The sequence below is a fragment of the Bradyrhizobium sp. SEMIA genome, from assembly GCF_014844175.1.
Classification (GTDB): domain Bacteria; phylum Pseudomonadota; class Alphaproteobacteria; order Rhizobiales; family Xanthobacteraceae; genus Bradyrhizobium; species Bradyrhizobium arachidis.
In genome coordinates this window covers 8,975,698-8,999,376 of the sequence record NZ_CP046601.1, presented here as the reverse complement: position 1 = coordinate 8,999,376, position 23,679 = coordinate 8,975,698, and the positions used below count along the sequence as shown (strand labels likewise).

Below are 23,679 nucleotides of genomic sequence, written 5' to 3'. Positions count from 1 at the left end.
GGAAGCAAGACTTTACACCACATCACGACGGGTCATTGCAAAGGATTGCGTCGCGCTCACTTCGATGCGGTGGTCTTGTTTTCCATGTTGACGACCTGCACGCGGCGGTTGACCTCCGCCATCGGCTGGCTCGGATCCTTCAGCTTGCTCTTGCCGTAGCCGACCGTGACGAGGTCGGTCGCGGAGATGCTGTATTTTTCGACCAGATAGCGCTTGATCGAGTCCGCGCGGCGCTCCGAGAGGTCCTGGTTGTAGGCCTCGCTGCCGGCAGCGTCGGTGTGGCCGGCGACCACGAAGGTCGAGCCCTTCAGGTCGGCGCTGGTCAGCGCGCGGCCGAGCGCCTGCACCGAGGGCAGCGACTTGGCGCTGATATTGGCGGAGTTGTAGTCGAACGTGATCTCGAGATCGATGTTCGGCTTGTCCTTGGCGACTGACGCGATTTCCTCGCGCTCGGTCGACGACAGCGAGCGGGTCGAGCGGCCGCGCACGGACTGGATCAGCTTGGTCTCCGCCGCGTTCGGCGCGGGATCTGCCTGCGGAGCGCCAGTCGAGAGGCCGCGGGTCAGCGGCTTCTTCGGCGGAGGGGCCAGCGCGCGGACGATCTCGTCTTCGGTGACGTTCTTGCTGTTGCCGTCGTCGCCGGCGACGGCGGGTGCGGCCTGCAGCGACAGCGCGGCGCCGATCGCCATGACCGACAGGATCGCGGTAAGTCCTTTTGCAGCAAATCTCATTGCCAGTCCCTCCTGCGCAGCCGACCTGCGCGGTTCCCAAAATTCCTTGCAATAAGCCCCCGGAAAGGCCGCTTGCGGCATCCGTTGTTTAGTCTTGCTTGGGCCGCCGAGGTTCGAGGCGTGTGCTGCCTCAACTCAAAAAAATACTAGCGTACTCCGTAGCTTGCGAATTCCTGAACGATGTTCGGATCCATCGCCTTGGCATTGGCGATGTCGAGCGCGCCTTCCTGGGCCGAGCCGTTGCGCTGCTTGGCGAGCCCCCGCCCGTAGAGCGAGGAGGTCAGGCGCGGGTTGATCCGCAAGGCCGCGTCGAAATCGGCGATGGCGTTCTTCACCGCGCCCGATTTGAGGTTGACGAGCCCCCGGCTGTCCAGCGCATCGACGAAATTCGGCCGCAGCCGCAGCGCCTCGTTGCAATCCTTCAGAGCGCCCTGGAGGTCGCCGACCACGGTGCGGGTCCAGCAGCGGTTGTTCAGTGCCTCGACGTCCTTCGAGTTGATCCGCAGCGTGTCGTCGAAATCCTTGATGGCGAGGTTGTAGGCACCCTTGCTGGCATAGACCTGGCCGCGCCGGTACAGCGCGTTCACGTCATCAGGATTGGCGGCGATCTTGGCGGTCAGGCCCTTGATGGTGGGGTCCTCAGCCAAAGCGGCCGCGCTCGGCCCGCTATCCACGCTCGGGGCGGGGGTTGTCTCGGCCGGCTTCGCCGGTGGTGGCGGCGGGGGCGTCTTCGTCGTGGAGGATGACATCTCCATGCGTCGCTCGCTTACGAACCTTTTTCGATCGGTAGGGTTAGGCGTCATTGCATTCGGATCGGCGCGCGAAATGCTGCAGAGCCCAATCCCGGACATTATTAGCTGCCTAGTTCTTGATGTCCGGCTGCCAGGCTTGAGCGGCCTTGACTTCCAGACCGAGCTATCGAGGTTGAACATACATATTCCGATCATTTTCATTACCGGCCATGGCGACATTCCAATGACTGTCAGGGCTATGAAGGAAGGAGCGGTCGATTTTCTCAGCAAACCGTTTCGCGATCAGGAACTGCTTGATGCCGTGGTTGCGGCGACCGAACGCGATCGCAAAAGACGGGAGGCTCAGCAGACGGTCGCGAACCTGCAGTCTTTATTTGAGACCTTAAGCCCGCGCGAGCAGGCGGTGATGAAACTGGTCGCTGCCGGTCTGATGAACAAGCAGGTCGCCGCCGAGCTTGGGCTCGCCGAGATTACGGTCAAGATCTACCGGGGACACGTAATGAAAAAGATGCGTGCACGCTCGCTGGCCGACTTGATCAGAATGACTGAGACGCTGGGAGTTCGCACTAATCGTCCTGAACAAACGCAAGTATGATTTTACAAGTTCATCAGTCGAGCCCACTTTTCGCGCAAGGTGGCTAATCTTTGCAGCCGCTATTCCCGCTTCAGGAGGGCTCGTCTTGTCCACGCCTTTGATTTCCGTCGTTGACGACGACGCCTCAGTCCGTGCGGCGACAGAGAATCTTTTGAAATCGCGTGGCTACATCGCCCAAATATTTGCGTCGGCCGACAGAGAATCTTTTGAAATCGCGTGGCTACATCGCCCAAATATTTGCGTCGGCCAAACACAGAGGAGCCCGGAGCAGGCTAAAACGCTTTGAGAAGCCGTACGGTTGATTGCGATTGCTGCGGTTTGGAATAACCGGCTTGGTTCCGCGCTCATCGAGTTCTTCACGCAATTCGGCGCTATCATAGGCTTTGTCACCGAGCATCCGTTTCGGCCGCTTGACCCTGCGGATCAGGCGTTCTGCGATCAGACAGTCGTGCGCTTCGCCTCCAGTCAACAGAATGGCGATCAGGCGCCCCTTAGCATCTGCGAGTGCGTGTATCTTCATGCTGCGCCCTCCGCGCGAGCGACCAACAGCCTACTTCTGCCCGCTTTTCCGCCCGCTGCCGAGCGATGCGCTTTGACGTGGGTGGAGTCGATCATCTGGGTGTCCGCTTTACAGGGAGAACGGCCGGCCCGGGATCGCGACCCGCTTCATGATCGGGCTCTTGCTGCTCAAGCACATTTACGGGCAGCCCGGTAAGGGGGTGTGCGAGCGCTGGGTTCATGACCTAGAGTTCTTCCAGCACGCTTTCACGCACGAGCGCTCGGACCTGAGCCATTGGCGCAAGCGGCTCGGCGACAAGCAGGAGCTGCTGCGGACCGAGCGCCTGCGGGTGGCGCACGAGGCCGGCACGTTACGCAGCCAGAACCTCAAGCGCGTCACGGTCGATACCACAGTGCAGCCGAAGGCCATCACCATTCCGACCGATGCCGAGCTGCTGCATGCGGGCAACAAGGGCCTCAATCAGTTGGCCAGAAGGCACGGGGTCAGGTCCGGCAATCCTATGCTCGCATGGCCAAGGCCGCCGCGATGATGGCTTCCCGCTACGCTCGCGCCAAACAGTTCAGGCAGCATCAGGGACAGTTGCGCATCCTGCGTAGCAGGCTCGGCCCAATCATTCGCGACATCCGCCGCAACGTCGAGGGCCAGCCGGCACTGGAGGGGGCCTTCGCCCTATCGCTCGGCTGGGCCGCGCAGTTTCGTTCGCAGCAGCAGCGCCAGCGCGGCTGGAAGCTTTATTCCTTCCATGGTCCGGAGGTGGAGTGCATGGGCAAAGCCAAGGCCGCCGCGCCTTACGAGTTCGGCGTGAAGGCCTCCGTCGTCACCAACAATCGCCGCGCTCCCGGCGGAGTGTTCGTGCTGCACGCGAGCGCAATGCCCGACATTCCGTATGATGGGCACCCCTGCGGGCTCATCGAGCGTACCGAGACGCTCACCGGCTGTCCGATCGAGCGGGCCTATGTCGACAAGGGGTACCGCGGCCACGATGCGCAGAATCCCCGTCGCGTCGTCATCTCCGGCCAGAAGCGCAGCATCTTCGGTGTCATCAAGCGCGAGCTGCGCCGTCGCTCTGTCATCGAGCCCATCATCGGGCACATGAAGGCCGAAGGCCACCCTCGGCCGCTGCTACCTCAAAGGCCGCGCCGGCGACGCCGCCAATGTCGTCCTCTCAGCCGTCGGCCACAACTTCCAGCCGCATCCTCGCCCGGCTTAGAGAACTCTTGGGCCTCTTCCCCGAGTTGCTAATGGCGAACGCTCGCCTCTCCAACACAGCTCAATCTGGCTTCTTAACTCAGGAGTTGGAGCCTGGAGGCCAAAGTGCGGTTCATTCGGCCACTGGATCCGGATGCGAAGAAGACGGATGCCGTACCACAAGCGGCGCTCTATCGAGTCGCTTAACTAGTCTCGTCTCGCGTCACCTGCGTGCCCCGCGCTCCGTTCCGGCAAAAGGATACCCTGGATAGCCGCTAAAAGCGGAACCTAACAAGGACTTGCAGAACGCAGGCGTGAGCTTGCCGCGGTGGATCACGACGTCTTCGTGACCCGTTGCAGCTCGAGCGTTCTGCCAGAGGCGATTGTAGCCGCGCTGTTCGTTGGATTTCACGTGGCAAGCGGCGAATTCGGCGTCATCCAATGTCGTTAACTGCCACGCATAGACCGGCCGCTTCGTATGGATGTGCACCCACATCGGATTCACCGTACCATTGCGCAGTGGCGTAGGCTGCAGCTTGAGCTCGAACAGCGTTCCCGGCTCACCCTTCAGCGCGCGCGGTGACTCCAAGGGAGCCAACTCCTCGGCCGCCTGCAACCGTTCGAGGTACTTCTGCGAGGGAAACGCATAGGTCTTCATGCAATCGATCTCGATCGAAGCCTTTTGCGCCGTCGCAGTACGTGCCTGCCCCTTAACCTCCGACAACATCGCCTTGAGGCGGACTATTTTTTTTTGCACTTCGGGCACTTGGATAGGCGTGAGTAGGCCGCGCCGGCGAGGTTCGTCCAGCGCCTTTACACAGGCCTCAATCTCCGCGGATTGGCTCTGCAGCCGCTCAACCACGGTGTCCACGACGTGCTCGGCATCTTCGGGCTTCATGTGGCGCGCTTGCGAAACGGCTCTTTGCTCACTGGGCAGATCGAATTGCAAGAGTTCGTCCAATCGCGCGAGCAGGCGGGTCAGTGTCTCCTTCGATGGCGGGGCCTGCCATATTGCCAAGTGTTCCCTCGCGGACGATGACATCCTCGTATGCGCCTCTTCCGCGCTCGCGAGTTTCTTCGTGCCCAGATCCGAGAGCACAATAACCTTGGTGGTTCGCGCCGTGTCGGCTTCGGGCCTAGCGAGCTGCGGCTCGGGCTGCCCGGCTGCCGAGCTCCCCGCACCTCCGGCCTGCCTCCGCTTGCCCTTCCCTTTCCTTCGCGCTGGACTGCCTTCGGCCGCCGGGTCGTTGCCGGCAGTGTCGGCCGGTGACGCAAGGCCAGGCCCCGTTGGCGGTGCAATGATGGCTGGTGTCTTCGGCTGCACTGCTAGCAGGCGCATGACCTCATGGGCCGTGACCCACGATCCTTCCACGATCTGATCCAACAGATCCAACGGAAGCTCGGGACTTGCTCCCTTATTCCTTAGCTCGGCAACCATGTTGGGCAACGCCGACGCAAATTCCGATAGCCGCTCCATGACCCCTTCCAGAACGGCGCAGTGCTCTGCGTCGAGGGCTTGTCCTTTGCTGTTCAGAACAGCGTCGCCCGTTGAGAGGAATGCCGGAACAACATCGCCCATGAAGGTTCCGAGTAGACGCGCCCGACCGTTCTCACCCAAGAGGATTTGCCTGACGGCCGGGTCGAGCGTGCTCGCGTGCGACTCAATCATGACCCGCGCGAGAAGGACTTGTGATTGCAGATGCACGCACCTCGTATTCAGTGCCCAGCCGGTATGCAGCCGTAGTGTCGCCTGTTCGGCCTGTCGCCTTTCGGCCGTTGCACTTGGCAAGCTGGCAGTGGCCGCGCAGACGGACTGCATCCGTTCAGAGCGCAATGCCTTCTTTTCCCACCACTCCGTGCAGGCCAAATAGTGTTTCGCCACACCGGAAGCCGCTCGGATCAGCTGGTCGGGCGGAGCATTGGATTGGCGCATCCGCTCGAGTATCTTTCCCGCATTCTCCCTACTCTTCTCCAAGGCGTAGATAGTCGGTTCGGCCAGCGCGTTGCATTCGTTCCCCGCATTCAGAGTCCGGTCACGAATTCGGCAAGCCTGCTCTTCGGACAGAATGCTGCGCGCCACATCTGGAGACAGGCTCGCGTAGTAGTCCAGAACTGCTGCGCCTGCTTTGACAACCTGATCGATCAGCTCTTGCGCCTCAGACGAGCTCTGAGCGCCCATGGCAGCGCTGTGGCAAGCATCAAGTTCCTCAAGCAGGCCGTCCATATTTTGTTTCGCTGCGTTGATCCCCTCCTCGCTTGAGGAAATGGGGACTGCCACACCCGAAGCTGAGGGCAGGCTCGCGAGCGTCGCCATTCTATCTTCAGACGCGAAGCGCATCCGCTCCACGACGGAGTTGAAAACTCGGTCGCCTTCCGCAGGGACAAACTTTGGCTCCAAATGCGCACTGCTCGATACCGACGTGGTGTCGGCTCCCGCAGCCCCAACGTGCGGTTCGCCAGGTCGGCCAATGCCCGTCATGTTCCATCTCCAATACGGTCAACAATGCGCAGCGTCCCTGGATAGGCCGCCTGGCTGACGGCTGGCTGACGAAGGATGCTCTCCGAATGCACAACCCCGCCGTCGGAGTTCCAATTTCATGGAAGCTGTTGTGGTGCTGAGGCAGCAATCGGGCATGACCCATAAGGTGCGGGATAGTCGATTGTAGCGCCGGTCCGCATTCCGCCGCCTCGCCGTGACCAGTATGGAAATGTGCGCTGCCAGAAATAGCCCTGCCAAAGTCATTCCCGAATACCGAAAGCCGTCGAGCATGGCGAACCGCACGGTCGATTGTCAGGCTTTCGGCAGCAGCAAAGCTCTTATTAACCGGGACGAGATGCTATTGGTCGACCAAAGAGTTTCGGATCCAACTATGCGTAGATCTGGCTCGATGTGGAACGTTCCGTCAACTCGACCTCTTCTTCTCGCGTTCGAGTGAGCAGAACCTACGCTGCGCAAATCCTTTTCAGAATAGGACCTCGCCGAGGATGCTGCCCAGTTAAACGCACTTAAATTAAAAATAGCGCAGTGAGCGTGCCAAGCACACCGAGCGCCAATCTGATATCGGCGAACTACCGTTAGCCGGTCTCGAAGCAGCAGAAAGCGTGAGAATCGGTTCCACCACCAAGATTGCTCCGACCGATATCGCGACGATTATGCAGATATTTCGAGATGCATGTATCCCAGTGCATGTCCGAAGACGAGAAGGATACCGCCGAAGGGTATTAGCAGAAACATCGGCAAGAGCGTTGTTAGGTCCCCGCCGGCCTTTCCAAACTGCTCTGAGGCAATCAACCCTGCGATTATCGAAAGCGCTACTAAGAAATGGCGTCCACCACTCACTCTTCAATGCTGAGCACATGATCCGAGGCTGGCGGCATGGGCCTGAACACGACCTCGGTCCGGATCAAGGTCACCTCTCAAGGATGTGAAACCGGAGGTGACGCGATGCCTTGTCGTGCCGCTCACGCTGCGCCTTGATCGGCCGCATCTGACGCTTCAGGCGGCGTTTGGCTGGACGAACAGCCATCTCTTGGAGTTCCTGGCCGACGAAGGACGTCGGGGTATCCCTGATCCCAGAGGAGATTTTTGGCCTTCAGCCCATCGATGCATCGCAAGACGCGGCTCTTCAATATGTTCAGGAGACCGGCGCGAAGACGATCCATTTATCTCTATGATTTCGGTGACAGCTGAGATCAAACTCGAAAAATGGTTCGACACCACGACGATAGAGGGACTTCCCTTCTGCTCAAGGACGTCGGCGGTGCGCCCGGCTATGCCGAATACCTCGATGCCAGCGGCGACCCTACTCATCTGGAATATGAAAATATGCGCTTCTGGGGCCCGCACAGTTCGATCCCAACCTCGTCACCCCGAGGATGCTCGAGGCCGGCGCCAGCGCATTGTCCATAATTTGGAAGCCGCGGCGTCGCGGCACGCGGCTCAAATAGATGTCAAGCGTCAATCATCAAAAGGGCCGCAGAGCTACGCCTACAGTCCGCTTAGCGGTCTGGCGCGCCAAGTCGGCAATGAAGAGGCGAGGAACTTCAGCTCGTTCACTTCAGCCGGAGTGAGTTTCTGGCTGACGGACCGCAACGTTTGTCTTGCCGCTTTGGGACCAACCCCGGCAAGCGCGCGCACGCTCGACGGCTTGCGAGGGATAGCTGCCAACCGGGCGCATGCTTGAGCTCCACCATCTGCTTGCCGATGTAAAGCTTACGAGAAGGACCGGACATTAGATATAATCTAGCATCCCAACGGAGCAATCGCGGTTGCTGCCACAGAGCAGATAACAGCAGACCTCCGCAACGTTCCCGAGGTCCTCACTTAACGAGTAACGCACATTTGCTCTGTATGAAGTCCAACATCAGCGGAGCAGGCAGCCGCAATAGTGTGGCCGGCAAGCCAGAGGAATGAAGTTCAGAACTGTCGAAGCGCTCAAGCTAAATGATCTCGAAGTATCTCCGACGTTCAAAGTCGGTGACCCGATGTTGAACGGCTTCCCACTCCCAACGGCGCGAGCAAGAAAACGCTTCAACAAACCTTTCTCCGAAGACATCACTTGCCGCCGCAGACTCTGCAAACCGAGAAGTTGCCTCCGATAGGCTTTGAGGCAGTCTCGCGGACGGCCGACACATTTCCGCGCTTGCATCACCGACGATCGAAGCCGGCAGTGCCGGACCTGTCTCGACACCCAATATTCCCGAACCAATCGCACTTGCGAGCGCGAGATATGGGTTCAGGTCTGCGCCAGGCAGCCTATACTCCAGGCGATGGGCAGATGGCTCACCCGGAATGGCGCGAATTGCGCAGGAGCGGTTGTCAACTCCCCAGCTTGGACAAATTGGTGCCCAGCAGCCAGGTACCAATCTCTTGTAGCTGTTGAAGTTCGGCGCAGCGAGCACACAGAACTCATTCATGTATTCTAGTTGTCCGGCGATGAATCGCCTCATAAGCTTCGAGACGTTGCCGAACGCATCACTGTCGTAAAACGCATTCTGACCATCCGAGGACATCGAGATGTGAATATGCCCGGACTGGCCGGGCCATTCCTCGGAAACCTTGGCCATAAATGTAGCCATCATGCCTCGCGTTTGCGCCCAGGCCTTTATCATCGACTTGAATATGGTTGCTCGATCGGCAGCCTCCAGCGCATCACAATGACGAAGTGACGCTTCGACCACGCCAGGTCCCGTTTCAAAGTGCAGTCCGCTGAGAGGTATTCTAGCCTTCTCACAAAGCGCCAAGATCTGATCAAACAGCTCATGTTGCGCGACAGAGCGCGCAATCGAGTAGCCGAACGGGCCGCGAGTTAAAGGAGCCCACTCGCCGAACGGCTTTTCTTCAATCGTGTCTGCGTTCTCCTTAAACAGCATGAATTCAAACTCGAACCCGGCAGTGCAGTCGTATCCGTGTTCAGCAGCCCTTCGCAGGACCTTACGCAGAATACCGCGCGGGCAGATGTCCTCATGTGCGCCCGTGAACTCCGCGAGATAGAGATATTGATCGCCAAGATGAGACACCGAACGGCCGGTGCCTGACAGAATACGAAGGTCAGCATCTCCGAACGCTGATAGCGGCTTTTGCGTGAAACTGGCCGGAATGACCCGGTCCGTACAATCCCACGCCAGCACCGCTTCAGAGAACTTGATAACTTTATCTCCATCCGAGAGATCTTCACCCAAGACGTGTTTGCCTCGCAGAACGCCATCGAAGTCGCTTGCGCCGACCATCGGCACGCGGGATGGATTCGCTGCGGTCAACCTGGGATCAGTTGGCATTAGTCGCGGTCCTGCATCACTAAATCGAACACCTGGTCCATCCGCATTGCTCGCAACTTGCGATAGTCACTCTCAAGCTGAGTCAAGTCGCTATTCACGAGATAAACGATGCCTGGTGTTGACGCCAAGTCGATCGTGGGAACTAGCTCTTGACCAATCGGAACGAATGCAATGGCATCCGCGAAACTTGGGAGCTTGCGGATTGCTTCGAGACCCGGGTAACCGGCAACGACACCGCCCATATCTGAGATCAGCGAGACGCAAAGTGCGTGAGCCCGCCGCTTGTAAGGCCCGCGCAGCCTCATATATTCACCAAAGCCGTTGGGATCTGCGTAGCGCCAGGCCGTCAGGGTCATATGGTTGTGCCCCAACGCCATCGTTCGTGCTTTTGCCGACATGGTCCCTTGAAGCCTCGCTCCGAAGTCCACCAGGACCGGTCCCCGATGATCGACGATGATCTCAGCATGAGCCGGTCCGTCGACGATCTGTAGTGCCTGCAACGCACGCTCCAAGTAGTCTGACAGTTCCTGAACGATTGGTTCGCTGCCCTCCAACAATCTCTCAAGTGAGCAGACCGATGATGCCCCCTCAATTGGAACCGTGTCATATGTCCAGGCCTCCGTAACGAAGGCTTCCCCGTCCATCGATACGGCATTGACCGTGTATTGCTGGCCATTTATTTTTTCTTGCCCAAGGGCAAAACGATTCAATGCTCCGACACGGTTCGTCTTCCCGACAATTGCGCTAAGAGCACGCTGAATATCAGCATCTGTCGAGCAAAAGAATACATCCTCGGTACCCGTACTGTTCAGAGGCTTGATCACGATCTGATCGAACTTCGCTTCGCGCTTCCAGCTCGCGATCTCTACAGGACTGTCGGACACGATTTGTCTGATCGATCGCACGCCTGCGGAGGTGAGCGCGCAAGACAATCGCGCTTTGTCACGCCGAGCAGCGGATAGCGCGGTCCCATTTGATGGTAAGCCCAGCCGCTCCGACAAAGAATCGGCGAGTTCAACTCCGGTCTCGCAGCCCGCGATAACGAACTCCAATTCCCGGCCATGGAGAGCCTGAAGATGATATTCAACGATGTCGTCGTACCCCATGCGCTCCCTGGGGCGAATGACTTCACCATACAGATCCGCATTGAAATGCGATTGGAATATGGGCGGAATCTGTGCAGCCGACATCACATGCACCGTTCCAATTCCATAGCGCTTGAACTCTTCCGGTAGGTATCGGGCGGTAGAGTAGGCGTCTACGATTACACAATTCCGTTCTTTCATGCGGATCTCCGATACTGCAAGTAGATGTTGCCGACAGCAACAGCCGTAATGAGAACATTTCCAACGAACGTGTGTGACGAAGGCACGATGCGAGAATCGAAGTACTGGAACAGGAAGGTGATGATAGGGGCGGTGGACAGGACCATGTTGACGGTGAAGGGCTCTACGTGCCGAATGCCCTGCTGGATCAAGAGCAAAGGAATAAGGATCGTCGACAGCCCAATTGCTGAGATCGTAAACCAATGCTGCGAGATCTCAGGCAAGATAGATGAATGATCGACTAGTCCCAGCAGCAAGAGAATCGTTCCATAAAAGCGATGCGCCAGGACTTGTCGGCCGGAAAACCCACGATCGAAGAGCAGTTTGACAAGTATATTTGTAAGGGCCAGCGATAGGCCGGCCACGATGGCCAAGACGATGCCAAAGGACGATCGAGCCCCCCACTCCACGCCTGCGTTGCCGCTGGCCGAGATCCAAATCATGTAAGTTCCGATCGTTGCGATCGTGACGCTCACGACAATATCGGCTGCTGGAGGGGCACCCTGGCGCCTGATCAGTGCATTCAACCACGCTGTTGCGGTGGGCCCCAGCGCCACCATGAAGGCGACGACGATCGCGGGTTCTGCGTATTTCAATCCGATAAATAAGCCGATCCAGCTGATTGCTGTCACGACATTGAGCGCGACAAAGACCAGGAGCGACCATTTCGTCACCGTTGCCCCGCCTCCCCCGTGGCGAGCCAGGAGATTGAACATCAGACAAACCACAGCGAAGGACAGCAGGAGCGCGACGAACACATCCGCTTGCTGAAAATACGACGCCGCATAAACCTCGCCTGCCGCGCTCAGGACGACGTAAAGCGCCACAAAGAAAACTCCCAGAGCGAAGCGATTCGCCAATCGTCCAGTCTTCCTGTGCCCGCGAGGCGACGCACGGCCCTCGCAGGACCCGACGCGTGCGTTGGCTCCGAGGAAATGTCCTTTCGACGTGCACGGACCACGTTTGGTTCGAAATGTCACAATCCGCCTCTAGCTCTTCTTAGTCCGGTAGTACCCAACACACGCCTCTCCAAACGCCTTGAACAATTGCTTGCTGAGGAGATCGCTTGAGACGTGCCATTCGGGGTGCCATTGCACACCGATTTGCAGCGTCGGGGCGCCAATGACCGAAGCCGCCTCGACCAAACCGTCAGGCGCCCACGCCTCCCGTCTCAGCGCCGGGGCAAGCGCCTCGATGCCTTGATTGTGCAGCGAGTTGACTTGCGCTTCGATCGTCCGCGCGATTGGAAAGAGCGCGCCATCGGAACATATCTTGACGCTGTGGGCGGCGTCGTACTGGCGGTCTCTTGGACGATCTGGCTTCTCGGCATGCATCGCACCACTTTCCGGCCTCCACTCCGCAAGCGATGAGCGGAGCGTGCCGCCGAAATAGACATTGAGTTCCTGAAGCCCACGGCAGATGCCCAGAATAGGCATTCCGAGCGCGATGGCGCTCTCTATAGTTACGGCAGAGAGCCTGTCCCGCGGACGGTCGAGGATCCCAACCTCAACGTCCTGCCGGTCATCCTCCGTCAAGGACGCGGGCGCTCTCAGGACGGCGGGGTCGATGTTCGATTCATCACCTGTCAACACCAAGCCGTCGAGCCGGCGCATGATCGCCGGGACGACCTCCTCCCTCGCATCTTCGGCGTCGACCGTCGGCAATATGACGCAAGCCACGCCCGCCTGACGATGGAGTGCCTGCAAGTACTTGCGCCGCAACCAGTCGCGGTGCACAGCATCGACCAGAAGACGGTTCGAAGTGACGCCTACCACGGCTCGGGTGCTCTCTGGTCGTAGCAACGTCACGCCACCTGCCCTCGTGTGCGAACCTCGGCAATGGACTGCTCATACAACCGTCGATTTCGCTCTTTTAACTGATCTATGACGCTAGGTTGACCTTGAGGTCCCTCGACAAAGAGCCCGCCCCAGGTCGCGGCAACCTTCGCATAGTTCGGATCCTGCATTCGGATTTTCTGAGCTTTGCGCAACAGCCAAAACGGAATGCCCGGCGAAAGGTGATGCTCAAGGTGGTACTCATCCAAATTCTGCCCGAGGATGGCCCGCTCGAGGAAATTTCCTTTCCGATTCCGGGTGAGATAGACGTTCTGCGTCTCGGTTTCGCACATAGGTGAGTGCTCAGCGAGCTCGATAAACCATCCGAGGACCTGAAACGTGGTGAGATAGGGCACGATCCAGAACAGGACGACGATATGGAGCAGCCCAACAGCATATGACCCGGCCAGGATGCTGATCCAGAAGACATAGAAGCCATACTTGTCGACAAGTATGCCTGAGCGGCTCTGATCCTCGACATCTGTGACCGAAAATCGATTCGTCCAAAGGTACTTCAGATATGCCACTGTCGCGCCGCCGAAGATCGGCTTCCAGATCATGTTGAAAGCGTACCGCTCCGGAGGCTGCACGTCGTAAACGCCGCTGGCCAGGAAGAACTTCAGGTCGGGGTCCTTGTCCGGGTCTCCAAGATAGGGGTGATGCAAATAGACGTGCGAGATCCGGTAGGCCCAGTGGCGCTGGAACAAGGGGTACGAAGCGAACAGAATGCCCAGGACGTAATTCCAGGTCGTGTTCTTCGCGAGCGTGCGGTGAGCCGCATCATGAGCGATGGTCGTCAATCCGCGCTGATAGGCACCAATTAGAAGGACGGCCAGCGGGTAGAGCCACCATGAGACCCACACAGTCGCGAGCGTGCACGCAGTGATGATAGCGTAATCTTTGGCAATATATGCGGCTCCCGTTATGTTGTCGGGCCTCAGCTCAGAGAGCTGCCTATTGATCTCTCGGCTGAATTGAACGGCCTCATAACGTGATGACCTCAACTTCCAAGCGTCTGCCTGATTCATGAGAACCTCCTCCTGATCGCCTTGCAGGTTGTCAGATTGCGGAAAGCGCCTTGTCCAGATCGCGCAGGATGTCGTTGACATCTTCGATGCCGACGCAAAGCCGGATCGAACCGCCGAATATGCCGGCGGCTTCGCGCTTTTCCCGCGGGACGGTGGTGTGGGTCGTCGAGACAGGATGGGTCACCAGCGTGCGCGCATCGCCTACATTCGAAACGTGATACATCAAGTCGACGTTCTGGATGAACTTGCGCCCGGCTTGCTCGTCCTCCACTTCGAACATGACCATCGCCCCGTGGCCGTATGCAGCACTCAGTGTCTGTTCGACGATTTCCCGATCGGCGCCTTCAAAGAGCCCCGGGTAGAAGACACGGCGTACTTTTGGATGCTCCTTGAGAACGTCGGCCACGATCCTGGCATTCGCGCAGTGCTGCTTCATGCGAAGTGGCAGCGTTTCAAGCCCTTGTATCAGTTGAAAGCTCGCAAACGGAGCGATGGCCGCGCCGGTATCGCGCAACCAGGTCATGCGAGCCTTGAGAAGAAACTCGCTCTTTCCTAGATCGTCGACATCGCGCACCGCGTTATGCCAAACAATTCCGCCATGCGCATCGTCGGGACGGTTGAACAAGGGAAAGCGAGAGGCTCCCCGGTAGCTAAACTCGCCGTTGTCAACGATCAGTCCACCGAGCGTCGTGCCATGGCCGCATATATATTTCGTTGCGGAGTACGTCGTAATGGCAGCGCCGAGATCCGACGGCCGGCATACCAGTGGCGTCGTCGTATTGTCTACGACCAACGGCACGCCGTACTTTCGGCCGATCTCAGCCAGCTGTTTGACGGGGAGCGGGATCAGACAAGGATTCGAAATCACCTCTCCGAACAGGCATATCGTGCGATCATCAATGGCACGTTCAAACGTCTCTGGCCTTCGAGGATCGGCCGTCCTCACGCTGATCCCAAGACGCTTTAAGGTGTTGTGGAGCAGGTTCCAGGTATTGCCATATAGATACGGAGAGGCGACGACATTGTCCCCCACTTCGCCACTTGACAGGTTGACGATAGCAAGGAACGTCGCTGCTTGACCTGACGCAACGGCGAGCGCGTCCTTTCCCATATCGACGGCGGCGTAGCGCCTTTCCAGCGCGCGCGTCGTTGGATTGATAATCCTTGTGTAGGTGAACCCATCGGCCTTGACATTGTAGACGTCGGCAATGTGGTTTAGATCGCCATCGAGTTCATAAGCCGTATTCTGGTAAATCGGCACTGCGACGGCTTTCGTTGCTACGTCACGCCGATAGCCCGCATGCAGAACAGCAGTCTCGGCCGAAAACGGCAGCTGCCGGTCCCCAGCCGCTCGCGCCGGCATCGTTACGCGAGCCCCGCATGACTCTTGGGCCGACATCGGCGCCGCTGACCGAGCCTGACCGGACCGGAAATATGTACGAAAAGCGCAGCCTAACTGCTCGATCCAGCTGGATTGGATTTCCCCAATACAACCGACGCGGAAGCTGCGCGTCGCAACATGCAGCTTCGAGTAGATGTAAAGGTTGTGGGCCGCCAAGTGGCGATACAGCCCATCGAATCCTGCTTGGTCCACGATTCCGGATGGCGCACTGAACGCGACGCAGACCGGCGACTGCAACTCCGTGGACAGCAGCGGAGACACCACACCTTCGAGTTCTTTGACGAGATCGTCCCTGACCTTCTCATACCTGCAGCGCCTGGCATCAATGCCCTCCTCGTGTAGAAGCTCCAGGGCCTTGGTCGTTGCCTGAACGATGTGTGTGGGAGGGGTCGATCGCCATTCACCCGTGCGCTCGAGCGAGAGCCATTGATCTCTCACGTCGAGCACAAACGACCTCGGTTCTTGAACTGCATTCTCCAGCAGCTCGCGAGACGCGATGACAAACGCTACTCCCGGCGGCCCCTCTATGCACTTGTTGCTCGAGGTGACCAGGACGTCAGGTCCACTCTGGCGCAGATCAATATTAAGGGCGCCGAAAGAACTCATCCCATCGATAATGGTCTTTACGCCACGTCGCCTCGCCTCCTCCACGATCGCGTCCAGCGGATTGACGATTCCGGTTGTCGTCTCACAATGCACGAAACACAGGTGCGTAACGCCAGGATTTCGGCTCAGATGCTCGCCAATTTCTTGCGGATCCAAAGGATCGGTCGCTCGCTTGACAAGCCTCAGTGCTTCGACGCCCCACAGCCGCAAAATCTGCAGAATGCGCTCGCCATAGATGCCGTTTATGCAAACGAGCGGCCTGTCCGCTCGGGACACAAATGAAGAGAGAGCGGCTTCCATTGCAAAAGAGCCGCCTCCCTGAATAGGCACCACCGAATAGTCTTCAGCGTTTCCCAGCAAGCTGAGCATCAGCCGCCTCATGCAGGCGGTCACTTCCTTGAACTCGCAATCGCGCGACGCGAGATCGAGCAGCATCCGGCTTTTGACTGCCAGCGATAACGACAATGGACCAGGCGTCAGCAAAGAGCGCTGTCTTGTCAAACCATTCCTCCTCAAGTTGTATTGGTCAATGGATCTGGAGTATGCCCGCGCCACCAGGGAGACCCTGTGGCGAGCGTCGACTTCTTCGGTCAAACGCCATAGATCGCAGCCGCGTTTCGGGTCGGCCTCCGAAAAGCCTGCCGCATGACAAACCTCCATATCTCATCGCAGATGCACGGCGATCTTTGCAAAGCTCTCCTCACCGATAAAATTCAAACCTCCAAGAAATTGGCTCCGCGACCACGCCCTCGAAACGCAATTGGCGCCGACGCGCGCTCTTATCCAGCCGTCACGCATGCGCAGATTTGAGCGCGGCTGCCTTCTTGCGTCACGAAGCGGCGGGTTGGCCGACCGACTTACGTGTGAACCTGCGCCATTCAGGCACACTTGACGTTGGAAAACGATGCAGTCGGATCATCGCGCCCGGATGCAGATCAAGGTATGGCACACTTGATCATCGTCGTTCGCAGCTGGAGTCTGATGCGTGGACTCAAGACCTGGTGCATTCGCACTCCGTCGCTCGTTGGAGGGTTTGTGACGCCGATGACCGTCGTCGTCCATTTCGAGATCGTACAACTTGACGTTAGGGGCGTTTCAACCCTCTCGCGGGATTTTCTCGCGTGAATTTTTTCTGACGTACTCCCATCTGGCGGCGACAAGCCGACGTAGGCAGCAGAGTGCGGAGATTCACAGCGAGCTACAGTGAGAGTCCGACATCAGGACGTCGGCATCCGCCTGCAAGCGCGATACCTGCAGGTAAGTGATGGCCCAATCTTCCGTTCACGTACGATCCTCGCCATACCCCCAGATGGAGGTAGCGAGCTTCTCCGCCGTGCAGGCGAGATCCTCCTGGATGCTGGTACCTGGAAAATATACGCGCTCGTCGCACATGACTGCCTTTATCACGTCGTTGCGCTTCAATGGAGCGGCCTTCGTCGAGTCCGGCTTGAAGACAATTGGGGGCCTTGGATCTCTGGCCGTTTAGCAGATCAGTTCGAAACCTTTCGGCGAGTCGCCGTGAAGCAGAACACGTCGTCCTGCTTAGGACTACGTCGAGCCAACTCCAGGTGATGGCACGTGTCCCTCTCTGCGAGCAATCGCTAGGCTGGCAGTATCGAGGCGATCTGGTTGGACGGATCGCACCTCCGAGCCGTCCTGCTCGCGTTGGCTCCTCTGCAGCGCCTGCTCGTTGATGGCGAGCTTGCGTTCGACGCGGCGTACCGCGCGGTCGAACAGGTTGACGGCGGACCAGAGCGGGTCATCAAGACATCGTCCTTGTCGCTTGTCATGGATGAACTCCCTTGCCTTTTGGGCCGCGCCCATCGCCGGCTTCATGGCAGGATGGCTAAGGATCGCGGCTGCTTTGTCTTGCGATGCGAAGGCGCGGCGCGTACGCGGGCCGCATCGGTCGACGAGCGGCGGGCCAAAAGGAAGCAAGCTTCCCGAAAGCTGGCAGGTCGCGACAGGAGGGAGTCGGGGTCTGCTAAGTTCGGATTGGTCAATATACTGAAGCAAGCGCCCGCTCGCTGGATGCGGCCAGGCTCGGAAAACCGGGCCCCACCCTCATACTGCTGCGCGAAAGATCGAAGCTTTTCGAGACGCTGCCTGGCTTGGCTAAATGGGAGCTCGGCGTCGCTGGCCGCACGCGTAGCAAGAAGCGCTAAGCGAAACTCAACCGACTGGGGCTCGGAATTCCTCTCTGGCCTTTGTCATCGTCGTAGATTCTCATCTGGAGCATGGAAGGCACTTCTTGATCTCCTCCGCTCCCGCCCAGGCTCAATCTCTGCTCGCGTACGCGGTCTCGAATTGCCCGTCACTTCGAGCACGTAACCGGAAGCGGGCACTCGAGGAGTGGGTGCGACACTTTTGTTCCTTTAGAGCGAAAAGTCCGGTCGCGGGCCAGCCCGAGCCGCATCGTCTTTGGCCGGGCCCGCAGGATATTCGATGGTGCGATGCGAGGGACATCTAACCATTAAGAATTGAGCGCGCCATCAAGACATCCACTACCGCTTCCGCTGAATGCTCTAGGGTCTGCTCCATGGTCCTCAGATGAATCTCCGGTGTTGTTGGTGCTTCGTAGCACGAATCGATCCCGGTGAAGTTCTTGATCTGGCCGGATTTCACTTTTGAATACAGGCCTTTTGGATCTCGCCGAGCGCATTCCTCGATCGGCGTATCGACGAAGACTTCTATGAACTCATCCTTGCCAACCAGGCCGCGCACCCTGTCGCGTTCGGCCCTAGAGGGCGAGATGAAGGAGCAGATCACGATCAAGCCACTGTCCGCCATCAACTTGGCAACTTCACCGACGCGCCGAATGTTCTCCACGCGGTCCGTCTCCGAGAAGCCGAGGTCCGCGTTTAAACCGTGCCGGAGGTTGTCGCCATCCAGCAGCATAGTATGCCGCGACATGCCACACAGCTTTTGATCAACCAGGTTGGCAATCGTCGTCTTTCCCGCGCCAGACAGGCCAGTGAACCAGATGACGCAAGGCTTCTGATTCTTGAGCGCGGCGCGCTCCCTCCTGTCCACGGATAGCGCTTGCCTAACAATATTGGTGTCCCGCCGGAGCGGAAAGGCGATCATGCCGGCCCCGACCGTACGATTCGTGTAACGATCGATGAAGATAAATGATCCGGTCTTTCGATTGAGCTCGTAAGGATCGAATACTGCGGGCATTGCGGTCGCAACATCGCAGAAGCCGATCTCGTTTAGGGAAAGCATCCCGGCGGCCAGATGCTCACAAGTGTTGACGTCGATCCGATGTCTAATTGCGGTAATGCTGCCGATAATCGTCTGCGATCCAATCCGCAGGACGTAATTGCGTCCGGGAGCGAGCGGCTCGTTGTCCATCCAGATCACATAAGCGGCGAACTGGTCGGCGACCTTCGGTCGGTCGTCCGGCCGCGACAGAATGTCGCCACGGCCGATATCGATTTCATCTTCCAGTGTAATGGTAACCGCATCGCCGGCTTCGGCGCCGACAAGGTCGCCATCGTGGGTCACGATCCGCTTGATGCGCGTGGTCCGTCCCGACGCGGCGACAACGATCTCGTCTCCTGCCGAGATCCTCCCGGAAGCCACCGTCCCGGCATAGCCCCGAAAATCCGGGTTTGGGCGGTTCACCCATTGGACCGGAAAGCGGAAAGCCTGGCCTGCGGTGCCGGACGGGATGTCAATGCTCTCCAAATGCTCGAGCAGGCAGGGACCATCGTACCAGTTGGCATGAGCGGAGCGATCCACAACGTTGTCGCCGTAGCGGGCCGAGATCGGGACCGGAACGATCGAGGTGAAGCCGAGACCGGCGGCAAAGGCCAGATAGTCAAGGGCGATCCGATCGAAGCACTCTTTGTTGTATGCGACAAGATCGATCTTGTTCACTGCCAGCACGACATGACGAATACCGAGCAGCGAACAGATAAAGGAGTGGCGGCGGGTCTGAACCATCACGCCTTTGCGGGCATCGATCAGGATGATGGCGAGCTGGGCATGGGAGGCGCCGGTAGCCATATTGCGGGTATACTGCTCGTGGCCGGGAGCGTCGGCCACCATGAAGGAGCGCCGCGGCGTCGTGAAGAATCGGTAGGCGACATCGATCGTGATGCCCTGCTCCCGTTCGGCCTCCAGCCCGTCCACGAGTAACGCGAAATCGATGTCATTTCCGGCGCTACCGTGCTTGATGCTGTCGCGTTCCAGCACCGTGAGCTGATCGTGGTAGATCATCTTGCTGTCGTGCAGTAACCGGCCGATCAGCGTCGATTTGCCGTCGTCCACCGAGCCACACGTGATGAATCGCAGCTGATCCTTTGTCCTGGCCGGGACCGCTTCCGTTGCCGGCTTTACAAACATCAAAAGTAACCTTCCCTTTTCTTCTTCTCCATTGAAGCGGCTTCATCGACATCAATTAGGCGTCCCTGGCGCTCCGACACAGTCGCAGTCCGCATTTCTGCGACGATGTCTTCAATCGCCATCGCGTTGGATTCAATAGCCCCGCTCAAAGGATAACATCCAAGCGTGCGAAAGCGGATCATCCGCATTTCCGGCGTCTCGCCGCGGTTAAGCGGCAATCGCTTGTCGTCGATCATGATCGTCGCACCATTTCGACGTACTGTGGGTCTCAGTTTTGCGAAGTAGAGCGGAACGACCGGAATCTTCTCGAGCATGATGTATTCCCAGACATCGAGCTCGGTCCAGTTTGACATCGCAAACACGCGCATGGTTTCACCCTGGCGTATCCGTGTGTTGAACAGGCTCCAAAGCTCCGGCCGCTGGTTACGGGGGTCCCATACGTGTCCGGCCGAACGGAAGGAGAGTATCCGTTCTTTTGCGCGACTCTTTTCCTCGTCGCGCCGGGCGCCGCCAAAGGCGGCATCAAATCCGTGGAGGTCGAGGGCCTGCTTCAGCGCGTCTGTCTTCATCACCTGGGTATGAAGCGCGGAGCCGGAATCGATCGGATTGATCCCGCGCGCGATGCCCTCCTTGTTGATATGGACAATCAAGTCGAGGCCGAGTCGCTTGGCTGTCGCGTCTCGAAAGCTGATCATCTCACGGAATTTCCAGGTCGTGTCGACGTGAAGCAGGGGGAAAGGCAATTTTGCCGGATAGAACGCCTTGATCGCAATGTGCAGCATCACGCTTGAATCTTTTCCGATCGAGTAAAGCATGACCGGCCGTTTGAACCCGGCGACCACATCACGCATGATTTCAATCGATTCAGCTTCGAGACGGCGCAGATGTTTCGGCAGCATATATCTTCTTTTCGATGCAGGATCTCTGTTCTTCGCCGTTCAGCTCCAGCCCAGAGTGGAGAATATGCGCGGAGGAAACGGCCGGCCAAGCGGCCGGCTCGTCCATGAGGTCGAGCTCCATTGGACAGCAGACTTGCAGACGCGGCAGCATTTCGTCTTCTTCCGCTGGTGCGGCCGGCGCCGGCTTCACACCTGATCGGGAGATCAGCTCGTGCGGGTTACGGATCTTGGCTAAATCAACCAACGTGTTTTGATCGCAAGCATTCAGATCGCCCATCGCCCTAGGAGTTATTGAGGATCCGCTCAAGCCGCTCGACTTCGCCTCGCAACATCTCGATAGCCGCGTCGCGGTTCTCCGAAACGTTCCAAGCAGTATGGACCGGCTCTCCAGCGTGAGAGGGACCGGATAATGCTCCGGCCTTGGTACTTCGCAAATCCCACCAAGTTCGGAATATTCGACGATAGAGTTCGGTTACCTCACTTCCCCTATCCAGCACTCCGGCTTTCTGTGCACGCACCAGTTCCTGCTCATATCCGAGTTCTAGCAAAAGCTCAGCGCCGACCAAATCAGTCACGGTTTGCATCTCTTCGACGCTCAATTGAGATTGCCATGATTTGACAGAGTTTTCGTCGACGGCCTTTCGTTCCAGGATATTTCGATCCCCAAAGCTGCTGGATCGAAGATAATCTGCTTGTCTCATCCCAGCCGATGCGACGGCCGCTGGGTCACAGCCGAGCCCCTTCAACAGACGCCGGATTTCCTCGTCCGGATGCGCCACAAGCAGTTCGTATTGCACGGACTGTGTCTGCGGGCGAGAGCGGTGCGCGGCGAGCTTGGGAAGGCCCAGAACCAAATCGGCGAGTGAAGTTATGATGACGTCGGGCAGACGGAGCATGAGATCGGCGAGACTGGATACGCTAACCGAATGCGGGCTTTCTGTCCGCAGCGGGATGCCCCACGTCGATTTCAGTGAAGCGGCGATGGCATAGGGATTGCGCATCAGAAGGATGTGTGGCGCTTCTGGATAGACAGATTCAAGAAACTCAAGCACGGTCCAATACCGCGGTGTCTTGTCTATGATGATGCGCTTGCCCGCGTCCGCCAGATACTGATCGTATGCTGCATCGGCGTAAGCGCGGCTGGCGATCGTGCGATCTATCCGCCCCAGGAACTCCGAGGTCGCGGCCTTGATCAGTGAGCTGCCCGCCGGATGGCGCTGGTCCACCTTGCCAAATGCTTCAAGCGCCAGCATCAACCAGGGTTCAGGCGGAGCCACAATGTCTGGATGGTGCTGGAGCAAATGCGCCAGGAGTGTCGTCCCGGATCGTGGAAGACCAAGAAGAAAGCACACCGCAGGCGAACGGCCGAAACGTCCGCTCATCGTTCAGACCCTCGTGCCTGAAATGCAAACTCTGCCGGCGCTCGCTCGATTGAGCGAAACAAGCCAGCCGGGGGATCACATGGACGGCCGCTCCCGTGCAAAGTATCAAAACAAGACTTTTGTGTAGCACTCATGAGTTTAGTCCATTCGGTTCGATCGATCGGCGGGATCACCGAAGATAACTGCAGTCCGCCCCCTCGATTGCTCGACAGTTAAAGCGACGTCAAGCGGCAGCTCAATTACACGAAGATCGATTGCGGATATGGGAAGGTTGGAAAGAGCTATACGGACGTTTGCCGAAGGCCGCCCGCGGTATAGGAAGGCTATTACGTGTAGTCATAAGTTGCCGTTGCTGGGGCATTGAAGCTCGGCATACCGGCGAGCGCGGCAAAGAAGCAGCCCACATCGCGGACATCTCACTTGGCGACGCGCAGCTATCTTGTCAGCGCGCATCGATTCTAATGCAACTTTGCCGTGCATACTGCCGTTGGTCCAAAACACTGAGCCATAGCTCCGACCAGCCCGTTGTTCGCAAGCCCATCCGTCCGAACTAGACCAACTGTTTGATTTACCTGCACTTGCAGCACTGCCGCCCCCTAATCGGCGCTAAGGACGTTGTAAAGGACGGAACCTGGCTTAAGATGGCTGATCCAGCAAGCGCGCTTGGCTGCATCTATACTGACGGAAACGAGATTGTCCGGCCGATCACATGGGAGGACCATTGTGCTGGGCATAACTGGGCCACAGTGGACGATCCTGATGGCGGTGACCTATTTGGGCAGAGAAAAAGGGGTGTAACGGCCAATCTGGTGTCACGATTTATGCACGTCGACCCTTCCTTCGTGACGACCCCCTCAAAGTTGTTAGAGAAAAACGGTTGCTGCGGTATAAGTCCTCCGCAAACGATGACCGGATCCTGCAGATGTCGCTGACGGCCAAAACGCGCAAGCATCTCGACATTGGCGCCACGACAGACAGCGCAGGATGAGCTCACTTTTGATGACGAAAGCGGCATTGACCGATCAAGCGAGTTCATTGCCAAGGCTGCCACAGTGAGACATCGCGTGGAATGGGCCCGCTCTGGCATTCAGAAGACCAAACGCACGACTGTCAGAAATGGAGCTCGCTAACCATGAGTCTCCCATTCTTCGAATATGTCTTGAAGCAGCGCGGTCGAAGGTGGTTGTGGTCCGTTCACAACGCCGACAGCGCGCAGGTGATGACGGGTTCAGGACGTAACCGCTCCGCCGCCATCTACCAAGCTAACAGAGCGCTTTTTCAATTGCTG

The 23,679-nt window shown here is 58.2% G+C and carries 16 protein-coding genes and 2 pseudogenes; 3 read left to right on the top strand and 15 right to left on the bottom strand.

Going from position 1 to position 23,679, the window contains the following annotated elements; all coding sequences use genetic code 11:
• Window positions 1-56 precede the first annotated feature (56 nt).
• Both FOM02_RS43020 and FOM02_RS43015 read right to left on the bottom strand, forming a co-directional pair.
• Window positions 57-731, bottom strand: a complete 675-nt coding sequence (locus tag FOM02_RS43020; protein WP_027563559.1) for an OmpA family protein — start codon at window positions 729-731, stop codon at window positions 57-59.
• Between the two features lie 146 nt (window positions 732-877).
• A pseudogene (locus tag FOM02_RS43015) lies at window positions 878-1,456 on the bottom strand (tetratricopeptide repeat protein); the annotation flags it as partial.
• Here FOM02_RS43015 and FOM02_RS43010 point away from each other — a divergent pair.
• A complete protein-coding gene (locus tag FOM02_RS43010) occupies window positions 1,356-2,078 on the top strand; it encodes a response regulator transcription factor (RefSeq protein ID WP_265441088.1) in 723 nt (240 codons plus the stop codon). The pseudogene FOM02_RS43015 and the gene FOM02_RS43010 sit on opposite strands and share 101 nt — an antisense overlap.
• Before the next feature lie 220 nt (window positions 2,079-2,298).
• On the opposite strand, the gene FOM02_RS43000 is transcribed toward FOM02_RS43010, so the two are convergent.
• Window positions 2,299-2,598 carry a transposase gene (locus FOM02_RS43000; RefSeq protein ID WP_265441087.1) on the bottom strand — a complete coding sequence of 100 codons (300 nt, stop codon included), beginning with the start codon at window positions 2,596-2,598 and terminating at the stop codon, window positions 2,299-2,301.
• Between the two features lie 100 nt (window positions 2,599-2,698).
• Here FOM02_RS43000 and FOM02_RS42995 point away from each other — a divergent pair.
• Window positions 2,699-3,885 (top strand): annotated as a pseudogene (locus FOM02_RS42995) (IS5 family transposase); the annotation flags it as partial.
• A 124-nt stretch (window positions 3,886-4,009) separates the two neighbouring features.
• On the opposite strand, the gene FOM02_RS42990 reads toward FOM02_RS42995, so the two are convergent.
• Window positions 4,010-6,265, bottom strand: a complete 2,256-nt coding sequence (locus tag FOM02_RS42990; RefSeq protein WP_265441086.1) for a hypothetical protein — start codon at window positions 6,263-6,265, stop codon at window positions 4,010-4,012.
• A 976-nt stretch (window positions 6,266-7,241) separates the two neighbouring features.
• Between FOM02_RS42990 and FOM02_RS42985 the strand changes: the two genes are divergently transcribed.
• A complete protein-coding gene (locus tag FOM02_RS42985) occupies window positions 7,242-7,970 on the top strand; it encodes a hypothetical protein (protein ID WP_265441085.1) in 729 nt (242 codons plus the stop codon).
• Window positions 7,971-8,226: 256 nt separating this feature from the next.
• On the opposite strand, the gene FOM02_RS42980 is transcribed toward FOM02_RS42985, so the two are convergent.
• From FOM02_RS42980 to FOM02_RS42930, 11 genes are all read right to left on the bottom strand, one after another.
• The gene (locus FOM02_RS42980; protein WP_265442268.1) at window positions 8,227-9,516 is read right to left on the bottom strand and encodes a glutamine synthetase; all 1,290 of its coding nucleotides are present in this window, start codon (window positions 9,514-9,516) and stop codon (window positions 8,227-8,229) included.
• Between the two features lie 47 nt (window positions 9,517-9,563).
• Window positions 9,564-10,850, bottom strand: coding sequence for an ATP-grasp domain-containing protein (locus tag FOM02_RS42975; protein WP_265441084.1), 1,287 nt, complete (start codon window positions 10,848-10,850; stop codon window positions 9,564-9,566).
• Window positions 10,847-11,749, bottom strand: coding sequence for a DMT family transporter (locus FOM02_RS42970; RefSeq protein WP_265441083.1), 903 nt, complete (start codon window positions 11,747-11,749; stop codon window positions 10,847-10,849). Before FOM02_RS42970 ends, FOM02_RS42975 begins: the two co-directional genes overlap by 4 nt.
• 129 nt (window positions 11,750-11,878) lie before the next feature.
• Entirely contained in the window at window positions 11,879-12,664 is a 786-nt protein-coding gene (locus FOM02_RS42965) for a gamma-glutamyl-gamma-aminobutyrate hydrolase family protein (RefSeq protein WP_265441082.1), read from the bottom strand.
• 29 nt (window positions 12,665-12,693) lie between these two features.
• Window positions 12,694-13,752: a dhydrorhizobitoxine desaturase gene (rtxC, locus tag FOM02_RS42960; RefSeq protein WP_265441081.1), complete on the bottom strand. Its 1,059-nt coding sequence runs from the start codon at window positions 13,750-13,752 to the stop codon at window positions 12,694-12,696.
• Window positions 13,753-13,783: 31 nt separating this feature from the next.
• On the bottom strand, window positions 13,784-16,195 hold the full coding sequence (locus FOM02_RS42955) for a 2-aminoethylphosphonate--pyruvate transaminase (protein WP_416207746.1): 2,412 nt from the start codon (window positions 16,193-16,195) through the stop codon (window positions 13,784-13,786).
• 1,113 nt (window positions 16,196-17,308) lie between these two features.
• Window positions 17,309-17,596, bottom strand: a complete 288-nt coding sequence (locus tag FOM02_RS42950) for a hypothetical protein (protein WP_141263263.1) — start codon at window positions 17,594-17,596, stop codon at window positions 17,309-17,311.
• Window positions 17,597-18,226: 630 nt separating this feature from the next.
• The gene (gene cysN / locus FOM02_RS42945) at window positions 18,227-20,110 is read right to left on the bottom strand and encodes a sulfate adenylyltransferase subunit CysN (protein WP_265441079.1); all 1,884 of its coding nucleotides are present in this window, start codon (window positions 20,108-20,110) and stop codon (window positions 18,227-18,229) included.
• Window positions 20,110-21,009: a sulfate adenylyltransferase subunit CysD gene (cysD, locus tag FOM02_RS42940; RefSeq protein ID WP_027562711.1), complete on the bottom strand. Its 900-nt coding sequence runs from the start codon at window positions 21,007-21,009 to the stop codon at window positions 20,110-20,112. Before cysD ends, cysN begins: the two co-directional genes overlap by 1 nt.
• Window positions 20,975-21,286, bottom strand: coding sequence for a hypothetical protein (locus FOM02_RS42935; protein ID WP_265441078.1), 312 nt, complete (start codon window positions 21,284-21,286; stop codon window positions 20,975-20,977). The genes cysD and FOM02_RS42935 overlap by 35 nt, the downstream gene beginning before the upstream one ends.
• Before the next feature lie 4 nt (window positions 21,287-21,290).
• Window positions 21,291-22,391, bottom strand: a complete 1,101-nt coding sequence (locus tag FOM02_RS42930; RefSeq protein WP_084334755.1) for a sulfotransferase family protein — start codon at window positions 22,389-22,391, stop codon at window positions 21,291-21,293.
• Window positions 22,392-23,679 lie beyond the last annotated feature (1,288 nt).

Bases quoted from the DNA above. Each gene is read 5' to 3' on its own strand.
- FOM02_RS43020 (WP_027563559.1), bottom strand. From the start codon at position 731: ATGAGATTTGCTGCAAAAGGACTTACCGCGATCCTGTCGGTCATGGCG.
- FOM02_RS43000 (WP_265441087.1), bottom strand. From the start codon at position 2,598: ATGAAGATACACGCACTCGCAGATGCTAAGGGGCGCCTGATCGCCATT.
- FOM02_RS42990 (WP_265441086.1), bottom strand. From the start codon at position 6,265: ATGACGGGCATTGGCCGACCTGGCGAACCGCACGTTGGGGCTGCGGGA.
- FOM02_RS42980 (WP_265442268.1), bottom strand. From the start codon at position 9,516: ATGGTCGGCGCAAGCGACTTCGATGGCGTTCTGCGAGGCAAACACGTC.
- FOM02_RS42975 (WP_265441084.1), bottom strand. From the start codon at position 10,850: ATGAAAGAACGGAATTGTGTAATCGTAGACGCCTACTCTACCGCCCGA.
- rtxC (WP_265441081.1), bottom strand. From the start codon at position 13,752: ATGAATCAGGCAGACGCTTGGAAGTTGAGGTCATCACGTTATGAGGCC.
- FOM02_RS42955 (WP_416207746.1), bottom strand. From the start codon at position 16,195: ATGCTGCTCGATCTCGCGTCGCGCGATTGCGAGTTCAAGGAAGTGACC.
- FOM02_RS42950 (WP_141263263.1), bottom strand. From the start codon at position 17,596: ATGAAGCCGGCGATGGGCGCGGCCCAAAAGGCAAGGGAGTTCATCCAT.
- cysN (WP_265441079.1), bottom strand. From the start codon at position 20,110: ATGTTTGTAAAGCCGGCAACGGAAGCGGTCCCGGCCAGGACAAAGGAT.
- cysD (WP_027562711.1), bottom strand. From the start codon at position 21,009: ATGCTGCCGAAACATCTGCGCCGTCTCGAAGCTGAATCGATTGAAATC.
- FOM02_RS42935 (WP_265441078.1), bottom strand. From the start codon at position 21,286: ATGGGCGATCTGAATGCTTGCGATCAAAACACGTTGGTTGATTTAGCC.
- FOM02_RS42930 (WP_084334755.1), bottom strand. From the start codon at position 22,391: ATGAGCGGACGTTTCGGCCGTTCGCCTGCGGTGTGCTTTCTTCTTGGT.